The organism is Streptomyces sp. NPDC049597 (genome assembly GCF_040675505.1).
In the GTDB taxonomy this organism is placed as follows: domain Bacteria; phylum Actinomycetota; class Actinomycetes; order Streptomycetales; family Streptomycetaceae; genus Streptomyces.
This window is the reverse complement of the sequence record NZ_JBFAOY010000009.1, coordinates 98,495-121,165: the sequence shown is the minus strand read 5'-3', so window position 1 is coordinate 121,165 and position 22,671 is coordinate 98,495. Positions and strand designations below refer to the sequence as shown.

Below are 22,671 nucleotides of genomic sequence, written 5' to 3'. Positions count from 1 at the left end.
ATCTTCCTCTCGGCTGATGGGTACGGGGCGGTCAGTGGCCGAGCGAGGCACCGCCGTCCACGGTGAGGTCGTGCATGGTGATGTGCGCTGCCCGGTCGGACAGGAGGAACAGCACGGCGTCGGCGATGTGCGAGGGCTGGGCCAGCCGTCCCATCGGGATGCCGACGCGGAAGGCGCCGGGAACGCCGTCGATCGAGGAGCGCGCCGCGCTTCCGTCGTCCCACAGGGACGTCAGCATCGGGGTGTCGGTGGAGCCGGGCGCCACCACGTTGCAGCGGATGCCGTACCGCGCGACCTCGAGGCCGAGGACCTTGGTGAACATGGTGGACGCGGCCTTGGAAGCGGAGTAGGCGGACATGTCCACGCGGGCCGTGCCGGCGGCGTTGGAGGCGATCGTGACGATCGCGCCGGCGCCGCGCTCGACCATGCGGTTGACGACCGCGCGGGACATGAAGAACACGCCGCTGGTGTTCACCGCGAAGGTCGTGGCCCAGTCCTGGTCGGTGAGGGTCTTCGCCTTGCCGAGGCGGAGCACACCGGCGCCGTTCACCAGGTACTGGATGCCGCCGAGCTGCTGCTCGACCGCGTCCACCACGGCATCGACGTCCGCGCTGTCCGTGACATCCGCGGGGTAGGCCTCGGCCACCTGCCCCACCGCGCGCAGTTCCTTGGCCAGTTCCTCCAGTGGCTCCAGATTGCGGTCGACCATGGCGACGGCGGCGCCGTCGGCCGCCAGAGCACGCACCACTGCTTCGCCGATGCCGCCGGCCGCACCGGTGACGAGGGCTACCTTCTTTTCCGTCTTGTCGACATTCATCGTGGTCCCAAAGCTCGGGGATTGCGGCGGCCGGAGCCGCCGGGATTCCGTGGGCTGTATTGCCGCACCACGAAATCCCGGCGGCCCGCCGCCATTTCCTGCTGCGGATGTACGGGTGTGGCTGCCGCACGAATTCCGGACCCGTGCGGTTTCTCCTGAGGCGTGCCGGCCGTTTCCGTCACGTCATGCGGGTCGCGCCGTTCCTCGTGCCGTTCGCCTAGACGTGCCAGGCGGCGGCGACCTCCAGGGCCTGGCGGGGATTGAGCCGCGGGTCGCACAGGCTCGTGTACTTGTCCCCGACCCGGTCCAGCAGCGAGGCGTCGTGGACGCACTCGGAGACCGCGTCGGGCGTGGTCTCCAGATGCAGTCCGCCCGCCGTGCCGCCGGCGTCGGTGACGGCCTTCTGGAACTCCTCGACCTCACGGATCACCGTGGTGACGAGGCGGGTCTTGAAGCCGTCGGGCGATCCGAAGGTGTTGCCGTGCATCGGGTCGCACAGCCAGATGACCGGATGTCCGGCCTCGCGCACCGCGCGGACCAGCGCGGGCAGCCGCTCGGCGACCCGGTCGGCGCCCATCCGGGAGATGAGCGTCAGCCGGCCCGGCGTACGGTCCGGGTCGAGGCGCTCGCACAGCGCGAGCAGCCCGTCGCGGTCCATGCTGGGGCCGACCTTGCACGCCACCGGGTTGGCGACGGAGGCCAGCAGGTCGACATGTGCGCCGTCCAGCTGCCTGGTCCGGTCGCCGATCCACGGCCAGTGCGTCGAGGTGAGGACCAGGCGGCCCTCCTCGTCGCGGCGCAGCTGCGGGAGCTCGTAGTCGAGCACCAGCGCCTCGTGGCTGGTCCATACCGGTGCGTCGACCGGCGAGAGCGAGCGCACGGACCGCGACCGCAGGGCGTCCATCGCCGTGGCCGCCGCGTCGTGCGACGACAGCAGCCGGCCCGGGTCGGGCCTGCGCAGTTCCGGGTCGGCCTCCGGGCTGTTGACCAGGTGGCCGCGGTAGACCGGCAGTTCGACCCCGCCGACGACCTCGGTCGAGCTGGAGCGCGGCTTGCCGAACTGCCCCGCCATCCGGCCCACCTGAAGGACCGGACGCAGCGAGTTCAGCGACATGACGCCGGCGAGGGCGTCCAGCAGCGCCGTCTTGCGCATGACGTACTCGGGTTGGCATTCGAGCGGGTCCTCGGCGCAGTCGCCCGCCTGGACCACCTGGAGCAGCCCCTCGGCCACCTCTGCCAGCAGATAACCGAGGGTCCGTATCTCCTCCACCGCGACGAGTGGTGGTCGGGTGGAGAGCTCGCGCACGGCCTGGGCAGCGGCCCCCGCGTCCTCCCATTCGGGCTGCTGCAGAGCCGGCAGCCTGCGCCAGCGCCGCGTCTCGCTCTCAGGAAGCACTTCTCCGAATCCGGTCGGCCTTTCCGAGATTGTTTGACTCGTCACCCAGGACCTCCATCGTGAGAATTCCCCATCGTTGCTACGGCTCCGGTGTATCGACTCCCATCCCGTCCCGGATTTCCGAGAATCGAACCCCAACTCGAGTTTCGGGGTGGGAATTTGATGGGTCAAAACCGACCTTCGCACTTCGTCACGTGATGCGGACGCCCTGTTTTCGCGACAAAGTGGGTCCCTTTTTGTGTCAGGTGGCGGCGAATCCAGAAAGTATCGGCACTACCTGGTCAGGTCGTGCGGACACAAAAAAGCCGCCCGTCCTTTTTCCTTCGGGAAAGAGGACGGGCGGTATTTTTCGCCGGAGCCGGGTCAGGCCGCCGGCACCGCGGAGCGGCGCATGCGCAGCGAGCCCTGGCCGAGGACGACCCGGTCGGCCGGCAGCACCAGCAGCATCTGATCGGTCACACGGCCCGTGAGGGTCACACCGGTGCGCTCCATTTCGAGCACCGGCACCTGGTCACGCAGCCCGAAGCGGGCACGCTCCCGGGCGTAGGGCATACGGCAGCGCAGGTCGTCGACCAGCTGGAGCGGCTGGTCCCAGCGGCGCAGCGGCCACAGGGCCGGGACCTGCGGCACGGACACCGCCCGCGGCAGCCAGATCCGCGCCGTGCACAGCAGGGTGCCGCCGATCCGGTAGCCGAGGCCCAGCCGCAGGCCCAGTCCGCCCTCACCGCCGTTCTCCTGGTCGCCCAGGGCCCACTCGGGCGCCGGGCCGATCTCGGCGTCCAGCGCGTCGACGGACACGTCGTACCCGGCCGACACCAGCGCCTCGGCGACCGGGTCCGTCCGTACGGCCCGGATCCACGCCGCCTCGTTCAGCGGCAGCCGGACAGTGCTCTCTTCCATCCGCATCATGTTCTTCTTCCCCGTGGACGCGCGGCGGCTGCCGGACGTACCGGAGCCCGGCCGCCCACTGAGGACGGGCCGGACCCCGCGGCCACAATCGGTGACGAACGATCAACATACTGTGGAGCCAGGCGCGTTGGCGAGGAGGAATGGCATCCCCGGAGGGACCTGGTCGGTCAGGCCCCGGCCCGCCCACGGAACTCGGCGGTGCTTCGTGCGCAGCGACTCTGCCGGTGGCCGAGCGCCGTGGACAAGACAGGGCCGCCGACCTTGTCATATGCCCGGGCGCACGGGCGCTCCCCGCGCGCCCCTCCCGCCGTCACCCCCGGGGCAGCCACTTCTCGTCGAGCGCGACGGCCCGCAACTGCTCCATCGTCAAGGGCGACGTCGTCCACGCGTCCGGCAGGGGCTCCGCGTCGGCGAGCGCCTCGGAGGCCGAGTTCGTCCTCGAAAGGCATGGGGAACCGACAAGGGCGGTGACCCGAGCAGCATGTACCGGGAGCCGTCCGGGAGCGTCTCGGCCGTGCACGAGTCGTGGCTGACGTTCATGGCGTCCGCGGTCTCCTCGATGCTGCGGTCCTCCCAGTACCGCCGACCGGCCCGCGCTGGTCGAGGGCGGACTGCGGGCGCTTGTGCGTCAGGAAGCAGCGCACGAGCACGGTCTGCGCGTAGGCGGCCGGGTTGTCGATGCGGGCGACGCGCCCCCAGAGCATGGACATCCGGCCGAGCGTCTCCTGCACCAGATCCTCGGCGAGGTGACTGTCACCGCTGGTCAGCAGGCACGCGGAACGGTAGAGGTGCGCGGCGCGGCTCGTCGCGAACTCCCTGTACTCCTCCGCTCGCGACGCTCTCATGTCCCTGTCCACTCCCCCTCGATGACGCCTTCACCCCCCTGACGCGACGGCACAGGGGAAATGTTTCACCGGAGATGTCAGGCCCCGTCCGCGAACCGGTGGTCGGCCTCCGGCTGGGGCTCCCAGGGCGTGGGCGCGTCGGGCTCCGACGCCGTCAGGCGCAGCAGTTCGCGCAGTTCGGCGAGCGTCTTCTGGTGCGCGCCGTCGAACGCCTCCAGCGTGCGCACCGCGGCGCGCCACTGCTCCCGTGCCTCGCCCACGCGGCCCGCCGACCGCAGCAGCAGCCCCCGCTGGTGCCGGGCGAGGCCCACCATCTGCGCGTCGGCCCGCGCCTGCGCGCTCTCCAGAAGCCGCGCGCACTCCACCGCCGCCTCCTCGTCGCGGCCGAGCCCGCGCAGGGCCCGGACGAGTCCGACACGGCCCTGGGACTCGCCGTGCCAGGGCCCGTCGTCGCCGAGGATGCTCAGGCACTGCTCGAAGTGGCGCAGGGCGGCGGCAGGTTCGCCGAGTGTGAGATGCGCGTAGCCGATGTTGCAGTGCGAGGTCTGGACGAGCACGTCGCCGCCGAGCCGCACCCCGATGGCCAGCGCCCGCTCGTGGTAGCCGATGGCGGCGCGGGCGTCCGTGTGCTCGTAGAGGTTGCCGAGCGCGATGAGGACGACCCCCTCGGCGTACGCGTCGTCCATGCGGTGGACGAGCTGCAGGCTCTCGCCGAGGACCTCGGCCGCCTCCTCGTACCGTCCCAGGGCCTCCAGCAGGAGCCCCTGGTTGCTGAGGCTCCGCTGCACGCGGCGCTCGTTGCCGAGGGCGCGCCAGGCCGCGAGCGCTCCCTCGTTGAGCGGCAGGGCGCGGTCCGGGCGGCCGCTGAGGTAGTGCAGTGCGGCGAGATCGCTGAGCGCGTTCGCCTCCGACTCGGCGTCGCCGTGGGCGCGGGCCGCGTCGAGGGCGATCCGTCCCACGACGGCCAGTTCCTGGAGCCGGCCGCGGTGCCGCAGCAGGAGGGACCAGGCGCGGACGAGGAGGGGGACGGTCCGTGAGGCGAAGGCGTACCGCTCGGTCAGCGCGACCGCGTTCGCCACCTCGGAGTCGCACCAGGCCAGCGCCGTGTCGCCGCAGGAGAAAGGTTCCGCCTCACCGATCGGCTCGGGCAGGCGCAGTTCGGTGTCCGAGCCGACCGGGGACAGCGTCAGCGCCGCCTGCCGGGCGCGTTCGCCGTACCAGCGCAGTACGCGCTCGACCGCCTCCTCGGTACCGCCGGCCCGCTCGGCCAGCTCACGGGCGTAGTCCCGTACGAGGTCGTGCGGGACGAACCGGCCGTACGACACCTCCTGGAGCAGTGCCACCTCGACCAGCCGGTCGAGGGCCGCCGCCGCCCGCGGTTCGTCGGTGTCCATCAGCCGGGCCACGGCGGGCACGCCGTACTCGGGCAGGTCCACCGCGCCCAGGCCGCGCAGCGCGAGCGCCGCGTCGGGGTCCAATCCGTCATGGGCGACGGCGAGCGAGCCGCGCACGCTCAGGTCGTCGTAGTCGAGGTGGTCGAGCCGCCCGGCCTCCGCGTCCAGCAGCCCGGCGAGCACGTCCGCTGTGAGCGCGCTGCGGGCGGCGAGCCGGGCGCCGACGACCCGCAGCGCCAGCGGCAGCCGCCCGCACAGCTCGACCAGCCGGTCCAGCCGCTCGCCCGGGCCGCGCCCGGACACGGCGCGCACCAACTGCTCGCTGTCGTCGGCGCTCAGCGGATCGAGAGGAAAGCGCCGGGCGCCGTCCAGCGCGGTCAGCGGGGAACGGCTGGTGACCACGACCGCGCACCCCGTCCCCGCGGGCAGCAACGGCCGCACCTGCGCGGCGGACGCCGCGTCGTCGAGCACGAGGAGCGTGCGGGTGGGGGCGAGGACCGAACGCAGCAGTGCGGTCGCCGCGTCCGGCGTCTCCGGCATCTGACACGGCCCCACGCCCAGGTCCCTGAGGAGCGCCGCGACGGCCTGGGGCGCCTCCAGCGGGGTCATGCCCGGGGTCGCGCCGTGCAGATTCAGATAGAGCTGCCCGTCGGGGAACTCCTCGCGCAGCGTATGCGCGACATGGGCGGCGAGCGCGGACTTGCCGACCCCCGCCATGCCGGAGACGACGACGACTCCGCCGCCGGCGAGCGCGGTGCGCAGAGCCGCGACGGTCTCCGCGCGACCGGTGAAGTGGGCGGGACCGGGCGGGAGTTGTGCGGGCGGCCGCAGCTCGGGGACCTGGGGCGGGAGCGACTGCGGGGGCGGCTCCTGCACGACCGGACCGCGCAGCACCTCCTCGTGGGCCTGCCGCACCGCCGGTCCGGGGTCCACGCCCAGCTCCTCCACCAGCGTGCGGCGCAGCGAGCGGTACACGTCGAGCGCCTCCGCCTGCCGGCCCGTGCGGTGAAGCACCAGCATCAGCTGCCGGTGGAACGCCTCCCGCAGCGGGAACTCGGCGACGAGCGCCGCCAGTTCGGGCCCGAGCCCGTCGTGCCGGCCGAGAGCCAGCTCGGCGTCGTAGCGCCACTCCAGGAGCAGCAGCCTCGACTCCCGCAGCCGCCGCACGAGTGCGGGCTCGGCCTCCTCGGGGCCGTAGACGCCGGCCAGCGGGCTGCCCCGCCACAGCGCGAGGCCGTCCCTCGCGGCGTCCACGACGGCGGCCCACTCCCCGCGGCCGTACGCCGACCGCGCGGTGCCCACCTGATCCTCGAACACCTCGGTGTCCAGCTCACCGGGCGCCACGCGCAGCACGTACCCGGGGGCCACGGCCCGCAGGCGGCCCTCCTCCGCGAGGATGCGGCGCAGCCGGGTCACGTGGTTGTGCAGGGAGGCGTGGGCGGACGCGGGCGGTTCGTCGCCCCACAGCGCGGCCTTCAACTCGTCGACGGGAACGACCTTGTTCGCGCGCAGCAGCAAGGTGGCGAGCAGCACGCGGATCTTGGCACTGCCCAGGTGCCGTGGCTCACCGGCGGCATCGTGCACGGCGGGCGCGCCGAGCAGGCCGAACCGCATCGTCTTCCTCCCCCGTACCCGCCCGTCCGTGGGCGTCGGGCTCATGTTAGCGATCTGTTGGAGAAGGCTGTTTGGATCGGTTCATCGGATCCGGCCCGCTGGTGCTCGGCGTGGGGAAGCCACACTCGGGGGAGTGTCGCCGCCGCGGCCGGATTCGCGGACAGAGAGAGCCCCGGTCGCCTCGGGCACCGGGGCTCTCGTCCGTTCGCCGTCTCGGCGGCGGAGTCCGGAACGGCCTCGCAGGCGCGGGGCGCCGGCCCGGGTGAGGACGCCTCAGGGCAGCAGCTCCAGCGGTTCGTACTGGTGCGGCCTGCCGCCCGTCCACTCCACCCACGTCGGGTCCTCCAGCACCACCGTCCCGGTCTCGCCCGAGCTGCGGACGAGTTCCAGAACCTCCTCGTCGGAGTGGGCCAGCCCCATGATCCGTCCGCGCACGGTGACACGCCGGCCGCCCGAGGGGGAGATCCGGTGCACGACGATCGGCGGGTTACCGGCCATGGCTCCAGCGTCCTCCGGCCACCGCGCCCACGCCAGGCCCACGGCCGTGCGCCGAACTACCGTGGACAGGGGGCCGCCGCTGCCGTTGACAGGGATGGTCGCCGTTGCTTGTATGCGCGGCAAGCGCTTTCCCGGCTGACCCTGGAGTCCAGGTGCATCTTTCGCGTCGCGCCCTGTTGTCCGTGTTCCCCGCGGCGGCTCTGCCGTCCGCGGCACCGGCGTCGGCCGCGCCTCGCCGGGCCCGGGCGAGCGCGGATGCCGTCTCCGACCACGCCGCGCTGCTGCGCAACACCGCCGCCGTGTTCGCCGGAACCGCCGAGTCCAACGCCCGGCCGGAGGTCGCCCCCAAACTCGCCTCCATCGAGTCCACGGCCCGTGCCCGGCTCGCCGCCATGGACGACGCCGGGCCGGGCGAGCTGTTCAAGGGCGTCCCGCTCGGGACCAGCGACCCGAACCTGAGCAGATCGTTCCAGTACCTGTACGAGATCGCCCTCGCCACCTGCACCCCCGGCCCCGCCGCCTCCTGGCTGCGCGACGATCCGGCGACGCGGCGGCGGGTGGTCGACGGCCTGGTCCACCTCCACGAGAGGTACTACGGCGACCAGTCGAAGGGCTACTACGGCAACTGGTTCACCTGGGAGATCGGCATTTCGACCCATGTGAGCAGGATCCTCGCCCTCCTCAAGGACCACATCACGGCCCTCGCCCCCGGTCTCCCAACCACCTACGTCGCCTCGATGGACGCCTATCTGCGCAACGGCGAGCACGGCGACGTCGACCTCGACTCGCGGTTCCACACCGGTGCCAACCTGGCCGACATCACGACGAACCGGATCCTCCAGGGCGCCGTCCTCGGCGACGACGCCCGCATCCGCAAGGCCGTCGCCGACCAGCTGACCGTCTTCGCGACGATCGACCCGTACGACCTGCGGCACGGCGTCACCGACGGGTTCTACGCGGACGGCTCCTTCGTCCAGCACGCCTCCGTCGCCTACACGGGCTCGTACGGCAAGGGCCTGCTCACCCGTGTCGTCCAGACCGTCAAGATCCTCGACGGCACGGCCTACGCGCCCGGCGATGACCTGACCGGCACCGTACGGCGGTGGGTGACCGACGGCTTCGCCCCGGTGATCTTCGAGGGCTGGATGATGGAGATCGTCAAGGGCCGCGGGGTCTCCCGTACCATCACCGGCTACAGCGACGTCGCCGCGGTCGTCGAGGCCGTCGTCGACCTCTCCTCGTACGCCACCGGCGCCGACGCCGACGCGCTCGCGGCCTACGTCAAGCACGTCCACCGGTCGTCCAAGGCGCCGTTGGACCCCACGGGCTTCGTCTCACCGGTCAGCATCGCCCGCCACGCGGACATCCTCGCCTCACCGGTCCCCCCGAAGGACCTGACCCCCGCCGCGCACCACACCGCCTTCAACGCGATGGACCGGACCGTCCACCGCCGGCCCGGCTACGCCTTCGCCCTCGCGCGCAGTTCGGCGCGCATCAGCAAGTACGAGTACATGAGCGGCGAGAACCTGATGCCCTGGTTCCAGGGCGACGGCGCCCACTACCTCTACCTCTCGGGCGAGGACCAGACCGGGGCGTACGGCGTCGACTACTACACCGCGGTCTCCCCCTACCGCCTCGCCGGTGTCACCGCCCCCGTGGAGAGTCGCCGCACGGTCCCCGAGCTCTACGGCGGCCTCTGGTACGACAACCCGGCCCGCGGCTTCACCGCGTCGTCACAGTCACAGAACACCTACGTCTACTTCCCCCGCGCCACGAACTCCTTCTCCGGTGGCGCCCGTCTCGGCGCCTACGGCACGGCCGGCATGGTCCTGGCCGACGACGTCCCGTGGACCGCGAAGCAGACCGGCGCCCTCCCCGACGACTTCGTCGCCTATCGCGGTGCCCGCGCCACCAAGTCGTGGTTTCTGCTCGACGACGAGATCGTGGTGCTCGCGGCGGGCGTGGGCGACCCGGCGGGCCGCGCGGTGACGACCACGGTCGACGCCCGGATCGCGGCCCCGTCGGACACCGTCACCCTCACCGGCGGCCTCCACGACGGCACCCCGTGGTCGGGCACCGGCACGGCGCCCCTGGCCTGGCTGCGGTACGCCAACACCACCCGCGGCACCGCGATCGGCTACGCCCTCCTCGACGGCCCCGACCCCACGGCGGCCCTGGAGTCGGTCACCCGCAGCCGCCGCGTGGTCCGCCAGGCGAATCCGGCGGCTCCGGTGACGAAGCAGGTCTTCACTCTCTCGCTCGACCTGCCCGCCGGGGCCCCGCCCGCGGCGATGGCCTACGCCATCCTCCCGGGCGCCACCGCCCGCCGGACGGCCTCCTGCGCGGCCGGTCCCCTGACCGTCCTGACCAACACGCCCGAGGCCCAAGCGGTGAAGCACGCGCACCTGGGCCTCGTCGCCGCGAACACCTTTGCCCCGGGCACCCACCAGGTGGAACGCCTCACGGTCGACGGCCCGGCCTCGGTGCTCGTCCGCAGGACCCCGGACGGCACGACGGCGCTCGCGGTCTCGGACCCGACGACCGAGCGCCGGACGATCACGCTGACGCTCCACGGCCGCACCCTGCGACCGGTCAGTGCGGACCAGGGGGTCCGGGTCACCCCCGCCCCCGGCGGAACCCGCGTCGAGGTGACGACACACCGGGCGTACGGGCGCAGCTTCGGGGCGACGCTGCGGTGAACCGGCGCAGCCTCGGGGCGACGCTGCGGTGAACGGCGTCGCCCGGGTGAGCCGGTCGGCCCCGGGCGCGCCCTATCGTCGGTCGTGCGGCGCGCCCCGTGCGCCGGGGGCCATCGGTCACGCGGTGAGCCCACCGGCCGTGCGGCGGGTACATCGGTCGCGCCGTGAGCCGTCGGCCGTGCCGCGGGACCATCGGTCACGCCGTGAGCCCACCGGCCGTGCCGCGGGACCATCCGTCACGCCGTGAGCCGTCGGCCGTGCGCGGCCCCAGTCCTCTCACCGCCCGTCCCACGGCGTCGGTTCAGCCGGTGAGCCGATTCAGCAGCTGCTGCGTTTCCTTGACGCGCCCGACGCACAGCACGTGAAACGTGTCCACGGAACGTCCGGCGGCCGACTAGAACAGGTCGACGGCGAGTTTCAGCCAGCTCGGCTTGCCTTCCGGCGTCCACGCCAGAGGGTTGGCCGTTCCGGCCAGCCGGGCCGCCTGCCGGATGGCCTCGGCCCGCTGGAAGCAGTTCACCAGGTGCTCCTTGCCGAACCGCGCCTCCAGCAGCACCCGGCACGCGTCGAAGCAGTCGTACGCCCGCCGCGCGGCTACGGCGGCTTCGGGCCTCGCGTCCGGGTCGCCCTCGGGATCCCACAACTCGGCCTGCCGCAGATAGAGCTGCCCCAGACCGTTGATGAGGTCGATGTCGGTGAAGTTGTCGTAGAGCAGCCGCGTGAGGTCCTGTGGCTCGTCGTCCTGCCCGCTCCCCTCGTCCTCGGCGGCCGGTTCCGCGAAGCGCCTGCTGTGCAGGTACCTGCCGATGCTCGTCGCGTAGTCGAGACCGATGAGCTCCTCGAACGCCGCGTCGATCCGCTCCTGGTCGACCGACGCGCCGGACTCCAGACGGACGCGCTCGCGCAGCACGGCCACCCGCTCCGACTGGAAGCGGTGGTCGAGCGGCTCGACCAGCTGCGCGGCCGCCCGTTCGAGCGCGGCCTCGCGCTCCGCCGGATCCGGCGATCCGTAACGGACGTAGCGGAGCAGGAGATCCGCCATGTCTATCTGCGCCTGGCGCCGCTCCTGCCCGCTGCGGGTGCTGCGGATCACCGATTCGAGGGTCGCGGCCGCCTCCGCGTACTCCCACAGGTAGCGGTGGAGCCGCGCCCGGGCCAGCCGGATCTCGATGCTGTGCGGCCACAGGCTCTCCGCCCGCTCGAGGACAGCCCAGGTCGGTCCGTTGTCGACGCGGCGTCCCGCCCTGCCGGCTCCCGGCTGATGCACCGTCAGGAGACGCTGGTACTCGCGCTGCAGGTCGCAGCGCAGCACAGCCGTGCCGATGGTCGGCCCGTACCGCTTCTCGTGACCCTCGAGAGTGCGGACCCGTTCCGTGTACACCCGCCGCAGCAGATCGAGCCGGATGACGGGGTTCCCGTCGTTCGCCTCCACCGCCGCCTTCCACAGGCTGCGCCCGCGCAGGTGCCACTCCTCCACGATGCACAGCCGCGCCAGCTGGGCATGCTGGCCGCTCCTGGCCTCCTGGGTGGCGAGCCACTCCTGTGTCCTGTTGACCGCGCGGCGCAGGTCCCGCCGCGTGGCCGAGTCCTCCTGGCCGTGGCCCTCCAACTGCTCGCGGTGGCGCAGGCACTCCAGCCACACGCGGTAGGCGTGGGCACTCGGGGCACTGTCCACGGCCCGTACCGCGTACCGCTCGGCTTTCCTGGCCTCCACCGTGGCTTCGCGCAGACGCTCGTTCTCCTCCAGCGCCCACGCCGCGAACCCGGCCGTCCGGGCGAGCTCCAGCAGCCCGCCGGTGTCGCCCGCCTCCGCCTGCTGCACGAGGGCGTCGGCGTGCGGCAGGAGCAGGTCCATCGCGGCCTTCGCGCCGTCCAGCCGGAGAGCCGGATCGGCCTGACGCCGGTGGACGCTGCGGAGAAACCTGGCGACGGCCAGGCGAACGGGCACCCCCCAGGCCGTGACCGGCCCGTACGGGCCGGTCAGGCTGTCCATGACGAGACCCACCAGCGCGAGCCGCTCCTCGTCCGTCCGCAGCTCGAACGCGTGGTGCTTCGCCGCCTCGAGGAGCCGCCGGGTCCACAGATGCCGCAGTGCCGGGGTGGGCGCGCAGCGCTCGAGGGCCACGCGGCCGAGGCGCACCGCCTCCGCCAACGCCTCCAGCCGCTCCGGCTCGTTGTCGGCCGTCCTCGCCCGGGCCCGGCTCGCCCTCATGCGCAGTCCGAGCTGCGTGGCCTCACCACCGGTCGTGTTCGGCGGGGGCAGCAGCTCCAGCAGCTCGTGGACGAGCCGGACACTGGCCTGGCCCTCGGGCATCTGCTGTGCGTCCAGTTGCAGGTCCGCGGTGTTGAGCAGCCAGGAGACGGTCCAGGCGAGCCGGCTCACCCGCCCCTTGGCGATCAGCTGGGCGTCCTCGCTCAGCATCCCGGCGGCTCCGGCGCGGATCCGCAGCATGTCGGCGTCGCACGCGTAGCGGCGTCCTCCGAAGTACAAGGCGTTGTCGATCGACCGCAGCATCTGCGGGGGAAGGCCGGGCGCGCAGGCGCGCAGGGCGTCCACGGCCCGCTCGCAGGCGGCGACGAACCGGGCCTCGGCCTGTGCCGTCACCGGCTCGCGCATCCTCACGTTCAGCTGCGACACGGCCCGGTACAGGGCCTCGTAACCGTCGTTCGGACGGATGCCGCCGTCACCGCCGACGACGGCGGCGGCTTCGCGCTTCGGCTCCTCCTCCCGCTGCGCGCTCGGCTCGACCGGCAGGACGATCGCTTCCATGTCCAGCGTGTTGGCGATCTCCTCCACCTGCCGGCTCAGCCGGGGCAGCAGACCGTCGGCCCGGGCCCGGAGCCAGCCCGCCGTGCACTCCACGCCGAACAGGAGCGACCGGTGTTTGTCGTCGCTCTCCTCGTCCTCGAAGTGGGAGCGGGCGGCCTCGAAGACCCCGAGCGCCCCTCCTTGCAGCGTCCTGTCCAGCAGCTCCGGGTCGCGGGCGGCCGGACCGAGCGCGACGGCCTCCGCCGGCTTGAGACGCCGTCCCACGTCGAGCCCCAGGGCGACCAGCGTCATGTTCCGCAGCGCCTCCCGGGTGGCACGGCTCAGTTCGTAGTGCGGCGGCCCCGGCGGACCCGCTGACGGCTGCCGCTCCAGGAGTACGCCGTGGGCCGCGAGCCGCTGGAGCAGTGCCGGGCCGACCCCGGCGGCGACGAGGACGTCCTGCGGCAGCGGGAGGCGCTCGGCCATCGCCCAGACGATGAGCGGGGCGAGGCCACCGGGAGAAGCCGAGTCGTCGAGCAGCCGGCATTCGGCTTCCTCGAACACCTTGGTGATGGTCACGCGGCAGGCGTCGAGAAGGTCCACGGCGACCGCCACCGGTTCGGGGTCGTGCGGGCCGTCGTCGAGGTACTGGCGCACGTGCTGGTCGACGCCGAACAGAAGGATCACGGGCCGCTGGACGAAACTGTCGTCGGCCTCGTCGATGACCTGGCGTGCGTCCACGCGCACCTGACGCTCGTTCAGCTCGTACGAGAGGAGCTCGGCGGCCTCCTCCCGGGTGAGCGGGCCGAGCCGGACCGGAGGCATGTGGCGCAGTTGCTGCCCTCCGTCGGCCGGCAGATGCGTCACGCTGGCGATCAGCACCACCGACCGCCGGAACGCGGAGTTGCCGAGGACCTCGTCGAGATCGGCCTCGAGATCGGCGGTGTCCTCCCCGAAACGGGCGCAGTCGATGACGGTCACGATGTCGTGCCCGCGCGCGGCGCCCGAGAGAGTGCCCAGCATGTGCTTGATCTTGCGTTCCGTCGAGGTCGTGTCCTCGCCGTACTCCTCGTCCGTGAACAGGTTGACGTCGAGGTGCGTGGCCAGCGCCCGGGACACCGGGAACCGGCTGGCGCACCCGGGCACGTCGAGCTCCAGCAGCCCCCAGGGGCGGTTGCCTCCAAGGGCGCGGCGGAAGTCTCCGTCTTCGACCAGCCGCCCGATGAAAGCGGACTTGCCCGTGTGCTCGGGCCCGACGACGGAGAGGACCCTGCCTCCCGAGACCAGGGAGCGCGCGTTCCGCAGCTCCGCCTCGCGCCCCACGAACCTGCCCGACGGGCCGGACGGAAGCGGGGAGAGCCAGGCGGGCAGGGCGTGCGGCGGCGCCGGGGCGGGGGCAGGACGGGCCTCGATCACCCTGAGGGCGGCCGGTGGTACGACGTCGTGCTCGCGCAGAAGCTCGGTGAAACCGCGGTCCGTCACAAAGGTGTGGGTGGGGCAGGCGTGCAGGCGATGGTTCCGGAACGCATCGTCGTCGTGGATGACCACACCGACCAGGTGGTCGTCGCAGAAGACCGCGGCACCGGAGGCACCGGCCCACACCTGCTTTCCGTCCTCGCGTTCACCCGGGGCGATGTCCTGGTTCAGGACATACAGGTCATGGACGCCGCGACCGCCGGCGAGAGGCGGCAGGGTTCCGTACAGCTGCTCGACCTTGCGGTGCCCGTCGGCCGTCCGCGTCGCGAACGGGAACGCGAGACCGTCGTAGGACAGTACGGACGTTCCACCGGCACGGCCCCACAGCACCTGTCCGGGCACGTCGACAGCAGAGTTCAGCTCCAGCAGGGCGACGTCCCGCCCGTCGGGATGAATCCAGCAGACCTCCGCCGTGCGGTGCTCGACGGTACCGGTGGAAGGACGGCCGACATGCACATGGATGCGCGGCCACAGCAGTCCCGAGCCTTTCCGCCTGGTGACGTGCCAGGCGGTGAGCACCAGGCGGGGTGCGATCAGGTAGCCGCTGCCGTAGCTTTGCGTCTGTTCGGCGTCCCCGGCACGGACGTCGACCAGCCTGAGCGGGTCCATCTCAGTGGTAGTCCCAGGAGCCGGCTTCTTCCTCGTGGCTGATCTCAGGGCTGCTGCCCCCGGCCGCCTTGTCCTTGATCTTGAGATTGAGGGTCAGCTTGTGCGTCCGGGCGGAGGTGCTCGTCCGGTCCACGCCGGCGTCGGCCACCCCGAAGCGGAGCTTTCCGCCGAGCTTGGTGTCCTTGCGCAGTTCCAGCAGCAGCTCCAGCTGCGCCTGTTCGATCTCGAAGCGGAACTGCTGACCGGCGCCCTTGTCCTGCGCGGCGTACAGCTCCTGGCGCAGCTCCTCGATCGCCGCGGCCAGCCCCATCTCGGCCTTGTCCGCCATCCCCGCCCCCAGCTTCGCCACCGGCTCCGGACCCTCCGAACCCGAAGGGTCAGTAGTGTGCCAAGTGCCCCGGAGATTTGCCAAAACCCCGCGAAAACAAGGGTGTTGCCGATTCAACGGGACTCGGGCCGGCCCACCCGGCAGTCGCCCCGACGTCCGGTCCACCGCCCTACCGGTACCTTCTTCCGTCTTCACGACGTGAAGGGTGACGGCCGGGACCTCCACCGGCTCGCACCGGCTCGCCGAGCCACAGCGGTCGGCCGGTCAATGCGCGCATGCGACGTCAGTCCTACGCCTCGCGCTCGTCCTCATACCCTGGGCCTGCGCAGGCCGCAGGCCACGCTCCCGCCCGGACGAGGCGGCACGAACGACAGAAACCCCAGGCCATGAGCGACCTGGGGTTTCGGTGGAGCCGCCTTCGGGATTCGAACCCGAGACCTACGCATTACGAGTGCGTTGCTCTGGCCAACTGAGCTAAGGCGGCGCGCTACGGGGACGAGAGACCCGTCCCCGCGGGGACACGCTCTCATCAGCAGCGGCGCCAAGTCTACAGGGTTCTCGGGGGTGCCCCGAACCACCTCCTGCCGCACCCCGGACCGGCGCCCGTCCGCGGCCTCAGCAGCGCTTGCCGTCGGCCGGCGGTGTGCCCTCCAGGAGGTAGGCGTTGATCGCCGAGTCGATGCAGTCGCTGCCCCGGCCGAAGGCGGTGTGACCGTCGCCGTCGTAGGTCAGCAGCCGGCCCGAGGAGAGCTGGTCGGCGAGGCTCCTGGCCCACTTGTACGGGGTGGCCGGGTCGCGGGTCGTGCCGACCACCACGATCGGGGCCGCGCCCTTCGCCTCGATGCGGTGGGGCTTGCCGGTGGCCTTCTCGGGCCAGTAGCCGCAGTTCAGGGAGGCCCAGGCGAAGCCCTCGCCGAAGACCGGGGAGGCCTTCTCGAACTCCGCGACGGCCGGCTCGACGGCCTCGGGCGTGCCGAAGGCCGCCGGGAGGTCGAGGCAGTTCACGGCGGCGTTGGCGAACATCAGGTTCGCGTACGAGCCGTCCGCCTCCCGCTCGTAGTACATGTCGGCCATCGCCAGCAGCGAGGCGCCGTCCCCCTCCTGGGCCGCCGCCAGCGCCCCCCGGAGCTGGGGCCACACGCCCTCGTCGTACATGGCCGCGATCACGCCCGTGGTGGCCAGCGACTCGGTGAGCTCGCGGCTCTCGCCGGTCGGGGCGGGGGTGGCGTCCAGCTTCTCGAACAGCGCCTTGAGGCGTGCGGAGGCGTCCGCGGCGGACGTCCGGCCCAGGGGGCAGTCGGCCTGCTTGACGCAGTCGGCGGCGAAGGACTGGAACGCGGTCTCGAACCCGGCGGTCTGGTCGCGGTTCATCTCGCGGGCGGGCAGCGAGGGGTCCATCGCGCCGTCCAGGACGAGCCGGCCGGTCCGGTCGGGGAACAGCTCGGCGTACGTCGCGCCGAGGAAGGTGCCGTAGGAGGCGCCGACGTAGTTCAGCTTCTCGTCGCCCAGCACGGCGCGGACGACGTCCATGTCACGCGCCGCCTCGACCGTGGAGACATGCGGCAGGATCGTGCCGGAGCGCTTCTCGCAGCCCGCGGCGAAGTCCCGGTAGGCCGCCGCCAGCTTCGCCGTCTCGCCGGCGTCGTCCGGGGTCTGGTCGGTCTGCGTGAAGGCGTCCATCTCCTTGCCGGACAGGCATTCGACCGGTGCGCTGCGGGCGACGCCGCGGGGGTCGACGGCGACCATGTCGTAGCGGGCGCGGACCGGCGCGGGGTAGCCGATGCCCGCGTAGCTCTGGAGGTAGCCGACGGCCGAGGCGCCGGGTCCGCCCGGGTTGACCAGGAGGGAGCCGAGCCGCTCGCCCGGGCCGGTGGCCTTCTTGCGGGCGACCGCGAGGTCGACGGACTCGCCCTCGGGGTCCGCGTAGTCCAGCGGGGCCTTCACGGTCGCGCACTGGAAGCCGGGGACCCCGCACGAGCGCCAGGCCGGCTTCTGCGTGTAGTACCGCTCGAGGCCGGCGGAGGGTGCCGCCCGGCCGGACGGCGACGAACCGGGAGACGTACCGCCGTCGCCGCTGCAGCCGGAGACGAGCAGGCCGACAGCGGCCAGGGGGAGGGCGAAGGTGCGGAGCAGGCGCCTGGAGTCCATCCCCGGAGCGTAATCCCAGCAGAGCGCCGGTGCGTGTCCGTGCTCGTACGGGGGACCTGGTCAACCCACCGTGGAGGTGACGTCCCGACGCCCGGTCGGCCCATGGTGTCAGCCGGCGCGCAGCGCCATCGTCATCGCCTCGACCGCCAGCAGCGGGGCCACATTGCGGTCCAGGGCCTCACGGCAGGCGACGACCGCCTCTATGCGGCGCAGGGTGCCCTCGGGTGTGGAGCCGCGGGCGATGCGGTCGAGCGCGTCGCGCACGTCCTCGTTGGCGAGCTGGACCCGCGAGCCCATCTGGAGGGCGAGGACGTCGCGGTAGAACCCCGTCAGATCGGAGAGCGCGAGGTCGAGGCTGTCGCGCTGCGTCCGTGTCCTGCGGCGCTTCTGCTTGTCCTCGAGCTCCTTCATGGCGCCGGCCGTCCCGCGCGGCATGCGGCCGCCCGCGGACGCGCCGAGCGCCGCCTTCAGGTCCTCGGTCTCCTTGACGTCGATCTCCTCGGCGACCTGCTGGGCGTCCTCCGCCGCCGCGTCGACCAGCTCCTGCGCGGCCTTGAGGCAGCCGCCGACGTCCTCCACGCGCAGCGGGAGCTTGAGGACGGTGGCACGCCGGGCGCGGGCGCGCTCGTCCGTGGCGAGCCGTCGCGCGCGGCCGATGTGGCCCTGTGTGGCCCGCGCCGCCGCCGTGGCGACCTCTGGCTCGATGCCGTCGCGCCGGACCAGCACGTCGGCGACCGCGGAGACCGAGGGCGTGCGGAGCGTGAGGTGGCGGCAGCGGGAGCGGATGGTGGGGAGAACGTCCTCCAGGGAGGGCGCGCACAGCAGCCACACCGTGCGCGGGGCGGGCTCCTCGACCGCCTTCAGCAGGACGTTCCCCGCGCCCTCGGTGAGGCGGTCGGCGTCCTCCATGATGATCACCTGCCAGCGGCCGCCGGCGGGGGACAGCTGCGCGCGGCGCACCAGCTCCCGGGTCTCCTTGACGCCGATGGACAGCAGGTCCGTGCGGATCACCTCGACGTCGGCGTGCGTCCCGACGAGCGTCGTGTGGCAGCCGTCGCAGAACCCGCAGCCGGGGGCGCCACCGAGGGCGCGGTCGGGGCTGGTGCACTGCAGGGCGGCGGCGAAGGCACGGGCGGCGGTGGCCCGCCCTGACCCGGGGGGCCCGGTGAACAGCCAGGCGTGCGTCATCTTCGAGGCTGCGGGCGCGGGGGCGCCCTGTGCGTGGGCGGTGACATGGGTGTCGGCGTCCCGGGCGGCGGCGCAGAGCTGCGTCTGAACGCGCTCCTGGCCGACCATGTCGTCCCAAACGGCCATGTGCCGTCACCGCCCTTCCGTGCTGCGGTCTCCCATTGTGGAGGAGCCCTCTGACATCCCGTCCCGCCCGGCCCCGGGCAGGCGCCCCCTCCGGGCGGAAAGGGCGGCGTGACGGCAGCTGGCCGGACCTGGCGTGGGCCAGTCGAGGCACCGGGTCCGTCCGTCACGCCCGCGGGCTCACAGTGCCGTTGCCTCGGTCCACCGGTACGGCCGCGTGTCGCGGGGCCGCCGTGCGGCGCAGCACCAGCGGGAGCGGCGTGATCACCAGGACGCCCATCGCGTCACCGGCCCACCACGTGCCCGCCGGCCTGGCAGCGCGCCAGGGAACCGACCCGGGAGCCGGTGGCGTGAGGCCGCCACCGCCGCACCCGCGGGCCCGGCCGCCGCGGCCCTGCGGAAGGCTGCGCGCGGATCCGCGGCACGGCCCCGCCGTACGCGACCGCTGCGGCCCAGCTCACCATCCCCACCTGTCCGGCACCGTGCGCAACGGAGTCCGTGCCACGCGTTGCCGACTCCTCACGGGAACGTCCTCGGCGAGCCGGACGCGTCGGCTTCCAGGCCGAGGGCGCGAGCCGGCGCGTGCGAAGCCCTCTCAGCGCCTGCGGCCTCGGCGGTCGTCGTCGTCATCGTGGGGGCCGAGCAGTTCGTCCGCCAGGGTCGGCAGGTCGTCCAGCGGCGTCTCCTCCGCCCAGTCCGGGCGGCCGCGCCGACGGGCCTGCTGGGGGTCGACCTGAGGCAGCTCCCGGGTGCGCTCGTTCCCACCGTCGGCGTCCTCGGGACGCTCGTCGCGGAAGAAGCCCGGCGGCACCCGGTCCGCGGGGTCCCCGTCCTGGTGCCCGCCCCGGACAGGCGGCAGCACCGCCGTCTCGTCGGCCGCCCGCCGGTCGTCCACGGCCGGCAACACGGAGGTCTCCTCCTCGGCCCTCGGGTCCACGGCCGGCAGGACGGACGTCTCCGCCTCGTCCGGGACCTTGCGCAGCAGCCTGGTCTCGTCGTCCCCCGCGGCCGCGCCCGGCCTCGGGACTTCCTGCGTGATCTCGTCGGGACCGGCCGACGGCCCCTCGTCCGGCCGCACGACCGGCGTCGGCACCGTGACCTCGTTCGCCGACTGCGCGGAGGCCGCGGCCGCCGCGGCAGCGGCCGCCTCCGCGGCACGCCGCGCCTGCTCGGCCTTCAGCAGTGCCTCTTCCGCCTTGCGCTGCTTCTCCAGCCGGCGCGCCTCGGCCTCGGCCCGCAGCCGGGCCTCCTCCTCGGCCTGGCGGCGCAGCCGCTCCTGCTCCTCCTGGCGGGCCTTCTCCTCGGCCTCGCGACGGCGGCGTTCCGCCTCCGCCCGCCGGCGCGCCTCCTCGGCGCGCTGCCTGGCCTCCTCGGCCTGGCGCTCGGCCTCGCGCTGCCGCGCTTCCTCCTCCTCGCGCCGCTTGCGCTCCTCCTCCTCGGCACGCAGGCGCGCGAGCTGCTCCTGGCGCTCGCGCTCCAGACGCTCCTCCTCCGCCTTGCGCGCCGCCTCCTCCTCGGCCCTGCGGCGGGCCTCCTCCTCGGCCGCCCTGCGCGCCTCCTCCCGTGCCGTGATCTCGGCATCGGACAGGGGCAGCATCTGGTCGAGCCGGTGGCGTACGACGGTGGTGACCGCCTCGGGCTCCTGGCCCGCGTCCACGACGAGGTAGCGCCCGGGGTCGGCCGCGGCCAGGGTCAGGAACCCGGCGCGCACCCGCTGGTGGAACTCCGCGGGCTCCGACTCCAGCCGGTCCGGTGCCTCGGTGAAGCGTTCGCGTGCGGTCTCCGGGGAGACGTCGAGCAGCACGGTCAGGTGCGGTACGAGCCCGTCCGTCGCCCAGCGCGAGATCCGCGCGATCTCCGTCGGCGACAGGTCGCGGCCCGCGCCCTGGTAGGCGACGGAGGAGTCGATGTAGCGGTCGGAGATGACGATCGCGCCGCGCTCCAGCGCCGGGCGGACGACCGAGTCGACGTGCTCCGCGCGGTCGGCGGCGTACAGCAGGGCCTCGGCCCGGTGGGACAGCCCGGCGCTCGACACGTCCAGCAGGATGGACCGCAGCCGCTTGCCGACGGGTGTGGCGCCCGGCTCCCGGGTGACGACGACCTCGTGGCCCTTGGCGCGGATCCACTCGGCGAGCGCCTCGACCTGGGTGGACTTGCCGGCGCCGTCACCGCCCTCGACGGCGATGAAGAAGCCGTTGGCCGCGGGCACCTGGGCCGGGTCGGCGCCGCCGCGCACCGCGTCGCGCAGGTCGCGGCGCAGCGGCACCCCGGACCGGTCGTCGGTCTTGGCCAGCACGACCGCCGCGACGGGCAGCAGCAGCGCGCCCGCGAGCATCAGCGTGAACGCGGCCCCGCCGTGCGCGAAGACGAAGTCGCCGCTCGCGAGCCGGTGCGGTCCGATCGCCGCCGCCAGCAGCGGGGCGGCGATCGCGGTGAGGCCGATGGCGACGCGGACGACGGCCTGGAGGTGCTCGGTGATCCGGGGGCGGCGGAAGTCCTCGGTCTCCTGGTCGATCAGGCCGTGCCCGGTGTTCGCGGCCACACCGCCCGCGAAGCCGGCGAGTGCCGCGATGAACAGCACGGTGGCCGTGTCGGGTACGAGGCCCATGGCGAGCAGCGCCACGCCGGTCACGGCGAGCGCGAGGACCAGCAGCCGGCGGCGCGACAGCGAGGGCAGGACGGCTCCGGCCGTGCGGATCCCGGCTCCGGTGCCGCCGATCAGGGCGAGGACGAGCAGCGCGAAGGCCACCGGGCCGCCGCCGAGGTCGACGGCGTGGAGCACGGCGACGGCCGTCGCGGACGCGATGGCCGCGGCGACGGCGGCGCAGGCGAGCACGAACAGCGGGATGCTGCCGGTGCGGCCCTTGTCCACGCCGTTGCCGGTCGAGGGGCGGCGCAGGCCCTCCAGCGGCGAACGCGGCCGGGGCGTCTGCGCGGCGGGCAGCTCCACGAAGTACAGCGTCGACACGGACGCGGCGAACAGGCCGGCCGCGAGGTAGGAGGCGAGCGCCGCCTGGTGCAGCGTGAACCACTCGATGCCCGAGCCGAGCAGGTTGCCGATCAGCGTGGCGAAGAGCAGCACGGCGGCCGCGGCGGGGACGACCGCGAAGCCGGTGCGCAGCCACAGCCGGCGCAGCGCGTCGAGGTGGTCGGGCAGCGGACGTACCGCCGCGCCCTCCAGCGGCGGCGCGGGCAGCAGAGCGGGCGCGGCGCCGTCACGGGCGACCGTCCAGAAACGTTCCGCGACACCGGACACGAAGACGGTGATCAGCAGGATCGCGAGCGCGTTCGCGGGGATCCAGTCGATCCACAGGGGCGCCACGATCAGCAGCGCGACACGCACGCCGTCCGCGCCGATCATGGTCCAGCGCCGGTCCAGCGGGCCGCTCGGCGCGGTGAGCGAGGTCATCGGGCCGAGGAGTACGGCTCCGAACAGGAGTGTGGCGAGCACGCGCGCGCCGAGGACGGCGGCGACGGCGAAGGCCGCCCCGCGGTAACCGGTCCCGAACGTGCCTGATTCGACGGCCGCCTGCAACGCCAGCAGCATCAGGACGAGGACACTCAGTGCGTCCCCGGTCCCGCCGGCCACTTGGGCGTTCCAGAGCCGCCTCAGCGGCGCGTGACGCAGGAGGGCGCGCACGGCGCGCTCCCGGGAGTCCGCGGCGAGTGCGTCGGAATCAGATGCGTCGGAAGCAGTCTCTGCAGCGGTACGCATGACCGCCTGCTGCTCGGCTGGCTGCTCGGCTCGCGTCATCCGCCCAGCCTATCCGGAGCGGGTTGCTCCCCGGAGGGGTGCCCGAACACACAGGCGCTTTGTCACACGAGTGTGAAGATCCCCGTGCGGCAGAGCGCCTGTGCCGGTCCGGCCGGGAGTCGCC

The 22,671-nt window shown here is 73.2% G+C and carries 11 protein-coding genes, 1 tRNA gene and 1 pseudogene; 1 reads left to right on the top strand and 12 read right to left on the bottom strand.

Going from position 1 to position 22,671, the window contains the following annotated elements:
• Nucleotides 1-31: 31 nt before the first annotated feature.
• The 6 genes and pseudogenes from AB0K02_RS13265 to AB0K02_RS13240 all read right to left on the bottom strand — a co-directional run bounded on the left by AB0K02_RS13265 (nt 32) and on the right by AB0K02_RS13240 (nt 7,473).
• Complete coding sequence (locus AB0K02_RS13265) at nt 32-817, bottom strand: 2,3-dihydro-2,3-dihydroxybenzoate dehydrogenase (protein ID WP_365992496.1); 786 nt, start codon at nt 815-817, stop codon at nt 32-34.
• A 217-nt stretch (nt 818-1,034) separates the two neighbouring features.
• A complete protein-coding gene (locus AB0K02_RS13260) occupies nt 1,035-2,213 on the bottom strand; it encodes a 3-deoxy-7-phosphoheptulonate synthase (protein WP_365992495.1) in 1,179 nt (392 codons plus the stop codon).
• 363 nt (nt 2,214-2,576) lie between these two features.
• Complete coding sequence (locus AB0K02_RS13255) at nt 2,577-3,113, bottom strand: hypothetical protein (RefSeq protein WP_365992494.1); 537 nt, start codon at nt 3,111-3,113, stop codon at nt 2,577-2,579.
• 537 nt (nt 3,114-3,650) lie between these two features.
• Nucleotides 3,651-3,967 (bottom strand): annotated as a pseudogene (locus tag AB0K02_RS13250) (sigma factor); the annotation flags it as partial.
• 77 nt (nt 3,968-4,044) lie between these two features.
• On the bottom strand, nt 4,045-7,020 hold the full coding sequence (locus AB0K02_RS13245; protein ID WP_365992493.1) for a BTAD domain-containing putative transcriptional regulator: 2,976 nt from the start codon (nt 7,018-7,020) through the stop codon (nt 4,045-4,047).
• Between the two features lie 228 nt (nt 7,021-7,248).
• Nucleotides 7,249-7,473, bottom strand: a complete 225-nt coding sequence (locus AB0K02_RS13240) for a hypothetical protein (protein WP_365992492.1) — start codon at nt 7,471-7,473, stop codon at nt 7,249-7,251.
• A 152-nt stretch (nt 7,474-7,625) separates the two neighbouring features.
• Between AB0K02_RS13240 and AB0K02_RS13235 the strand changes: the two genes are divergently transcribed.
• Complete coding sequence (locus AB0K02_RS13235) at nt 7,626-10,172, top strand: polysaccharide lyase family 8 super-sandwich domain-containing protein (RefSeq protein WP_365992491.1); 2,547 nt, start codon at nt 7,626-7,628, stop codon at nt 10,170-10,172.
• Nucleotides 10,173-10,566: 394 nt separating this feature from the next.
• Here AB0K02_RS13235 and AB0K02_RS13230 read toward each other — a convergent pair whose 3' ends face one another.
• The 6 genes from AB0K02_RS13230 to tmk all read right to left on the bottom strand — a co-directional run bounded on the left by AB0K02_RS13230 (nt 10,567) and on the right by tmk (nt 22,508).
• Nucleotides 10,567-15,006, bottom strand: a complete 4,440-nt coding sequence (locus tag AB0K02_RS13230) for a hypothetical protein (protein WP_365992490.1) — start codon at nt 15,004-15,006, stop codon at nt 10,567-10,569.
• A gap of 1 nt (nt 15,007) precedes the next feature.
• Nucleotides 15,008-15,355, bottom strand: coding sequence for a trypco2 family protein (locus tag AB0K02_RS13225; protein ID WP_365992489.1), 348 nt, complete (start codon nt 15,353-15,355; stop codon nt 15,008-15,010).
• Nucleotides 15,356-15,741: 386 nt separating this feature from the next.
• Nucleotides 15,742-15,818 (bottom strand) — tRNA-Thr (locus AB0K02_RS13220).
• Nucleotides 15,819-15,949: 131 nt separating this feature from the next.
• Nucleotides 15,950-17,482, bottom strand: a complete 1,533-nt coding sequence (locus AB0K02_RS13215; protein ID WP_365992488.1) for an alpha/beta hydrolase — start codon at nt 17,480-17,482, stop codon at nt 15,950-15,952.
• A gap of 108 nt (nt 17,483-17,590) precedes the next feature.
• Nucleotides 17,591-18,796: a DNA polymerase III subunit delta' gene (locus AB0K02_RS13210; protein WP_365992487.1), complete on the bottom strand. Its 1,206-nt coding sequence runs from the start codon at nt 18,794-18,796 to the stop codon at nt 17,591-17,593.
• A gap of 592 nt (nt 18,797-19,388) precedes the next feature.
• Nucleotides 19,389-22,508, bottom strand: a complete 3,120-nt coding sequence (tmk, locus tag AB0K02_RS13205) for a dTMP kinase (RefSeq protein ID WP_365992597.1) — start codon at nt 22,506-22,508, stop codon at nt 19,389-19,391.
• Between the last annotated feature and the right edge of the window lie 163 nt (nt 22,509-22,671).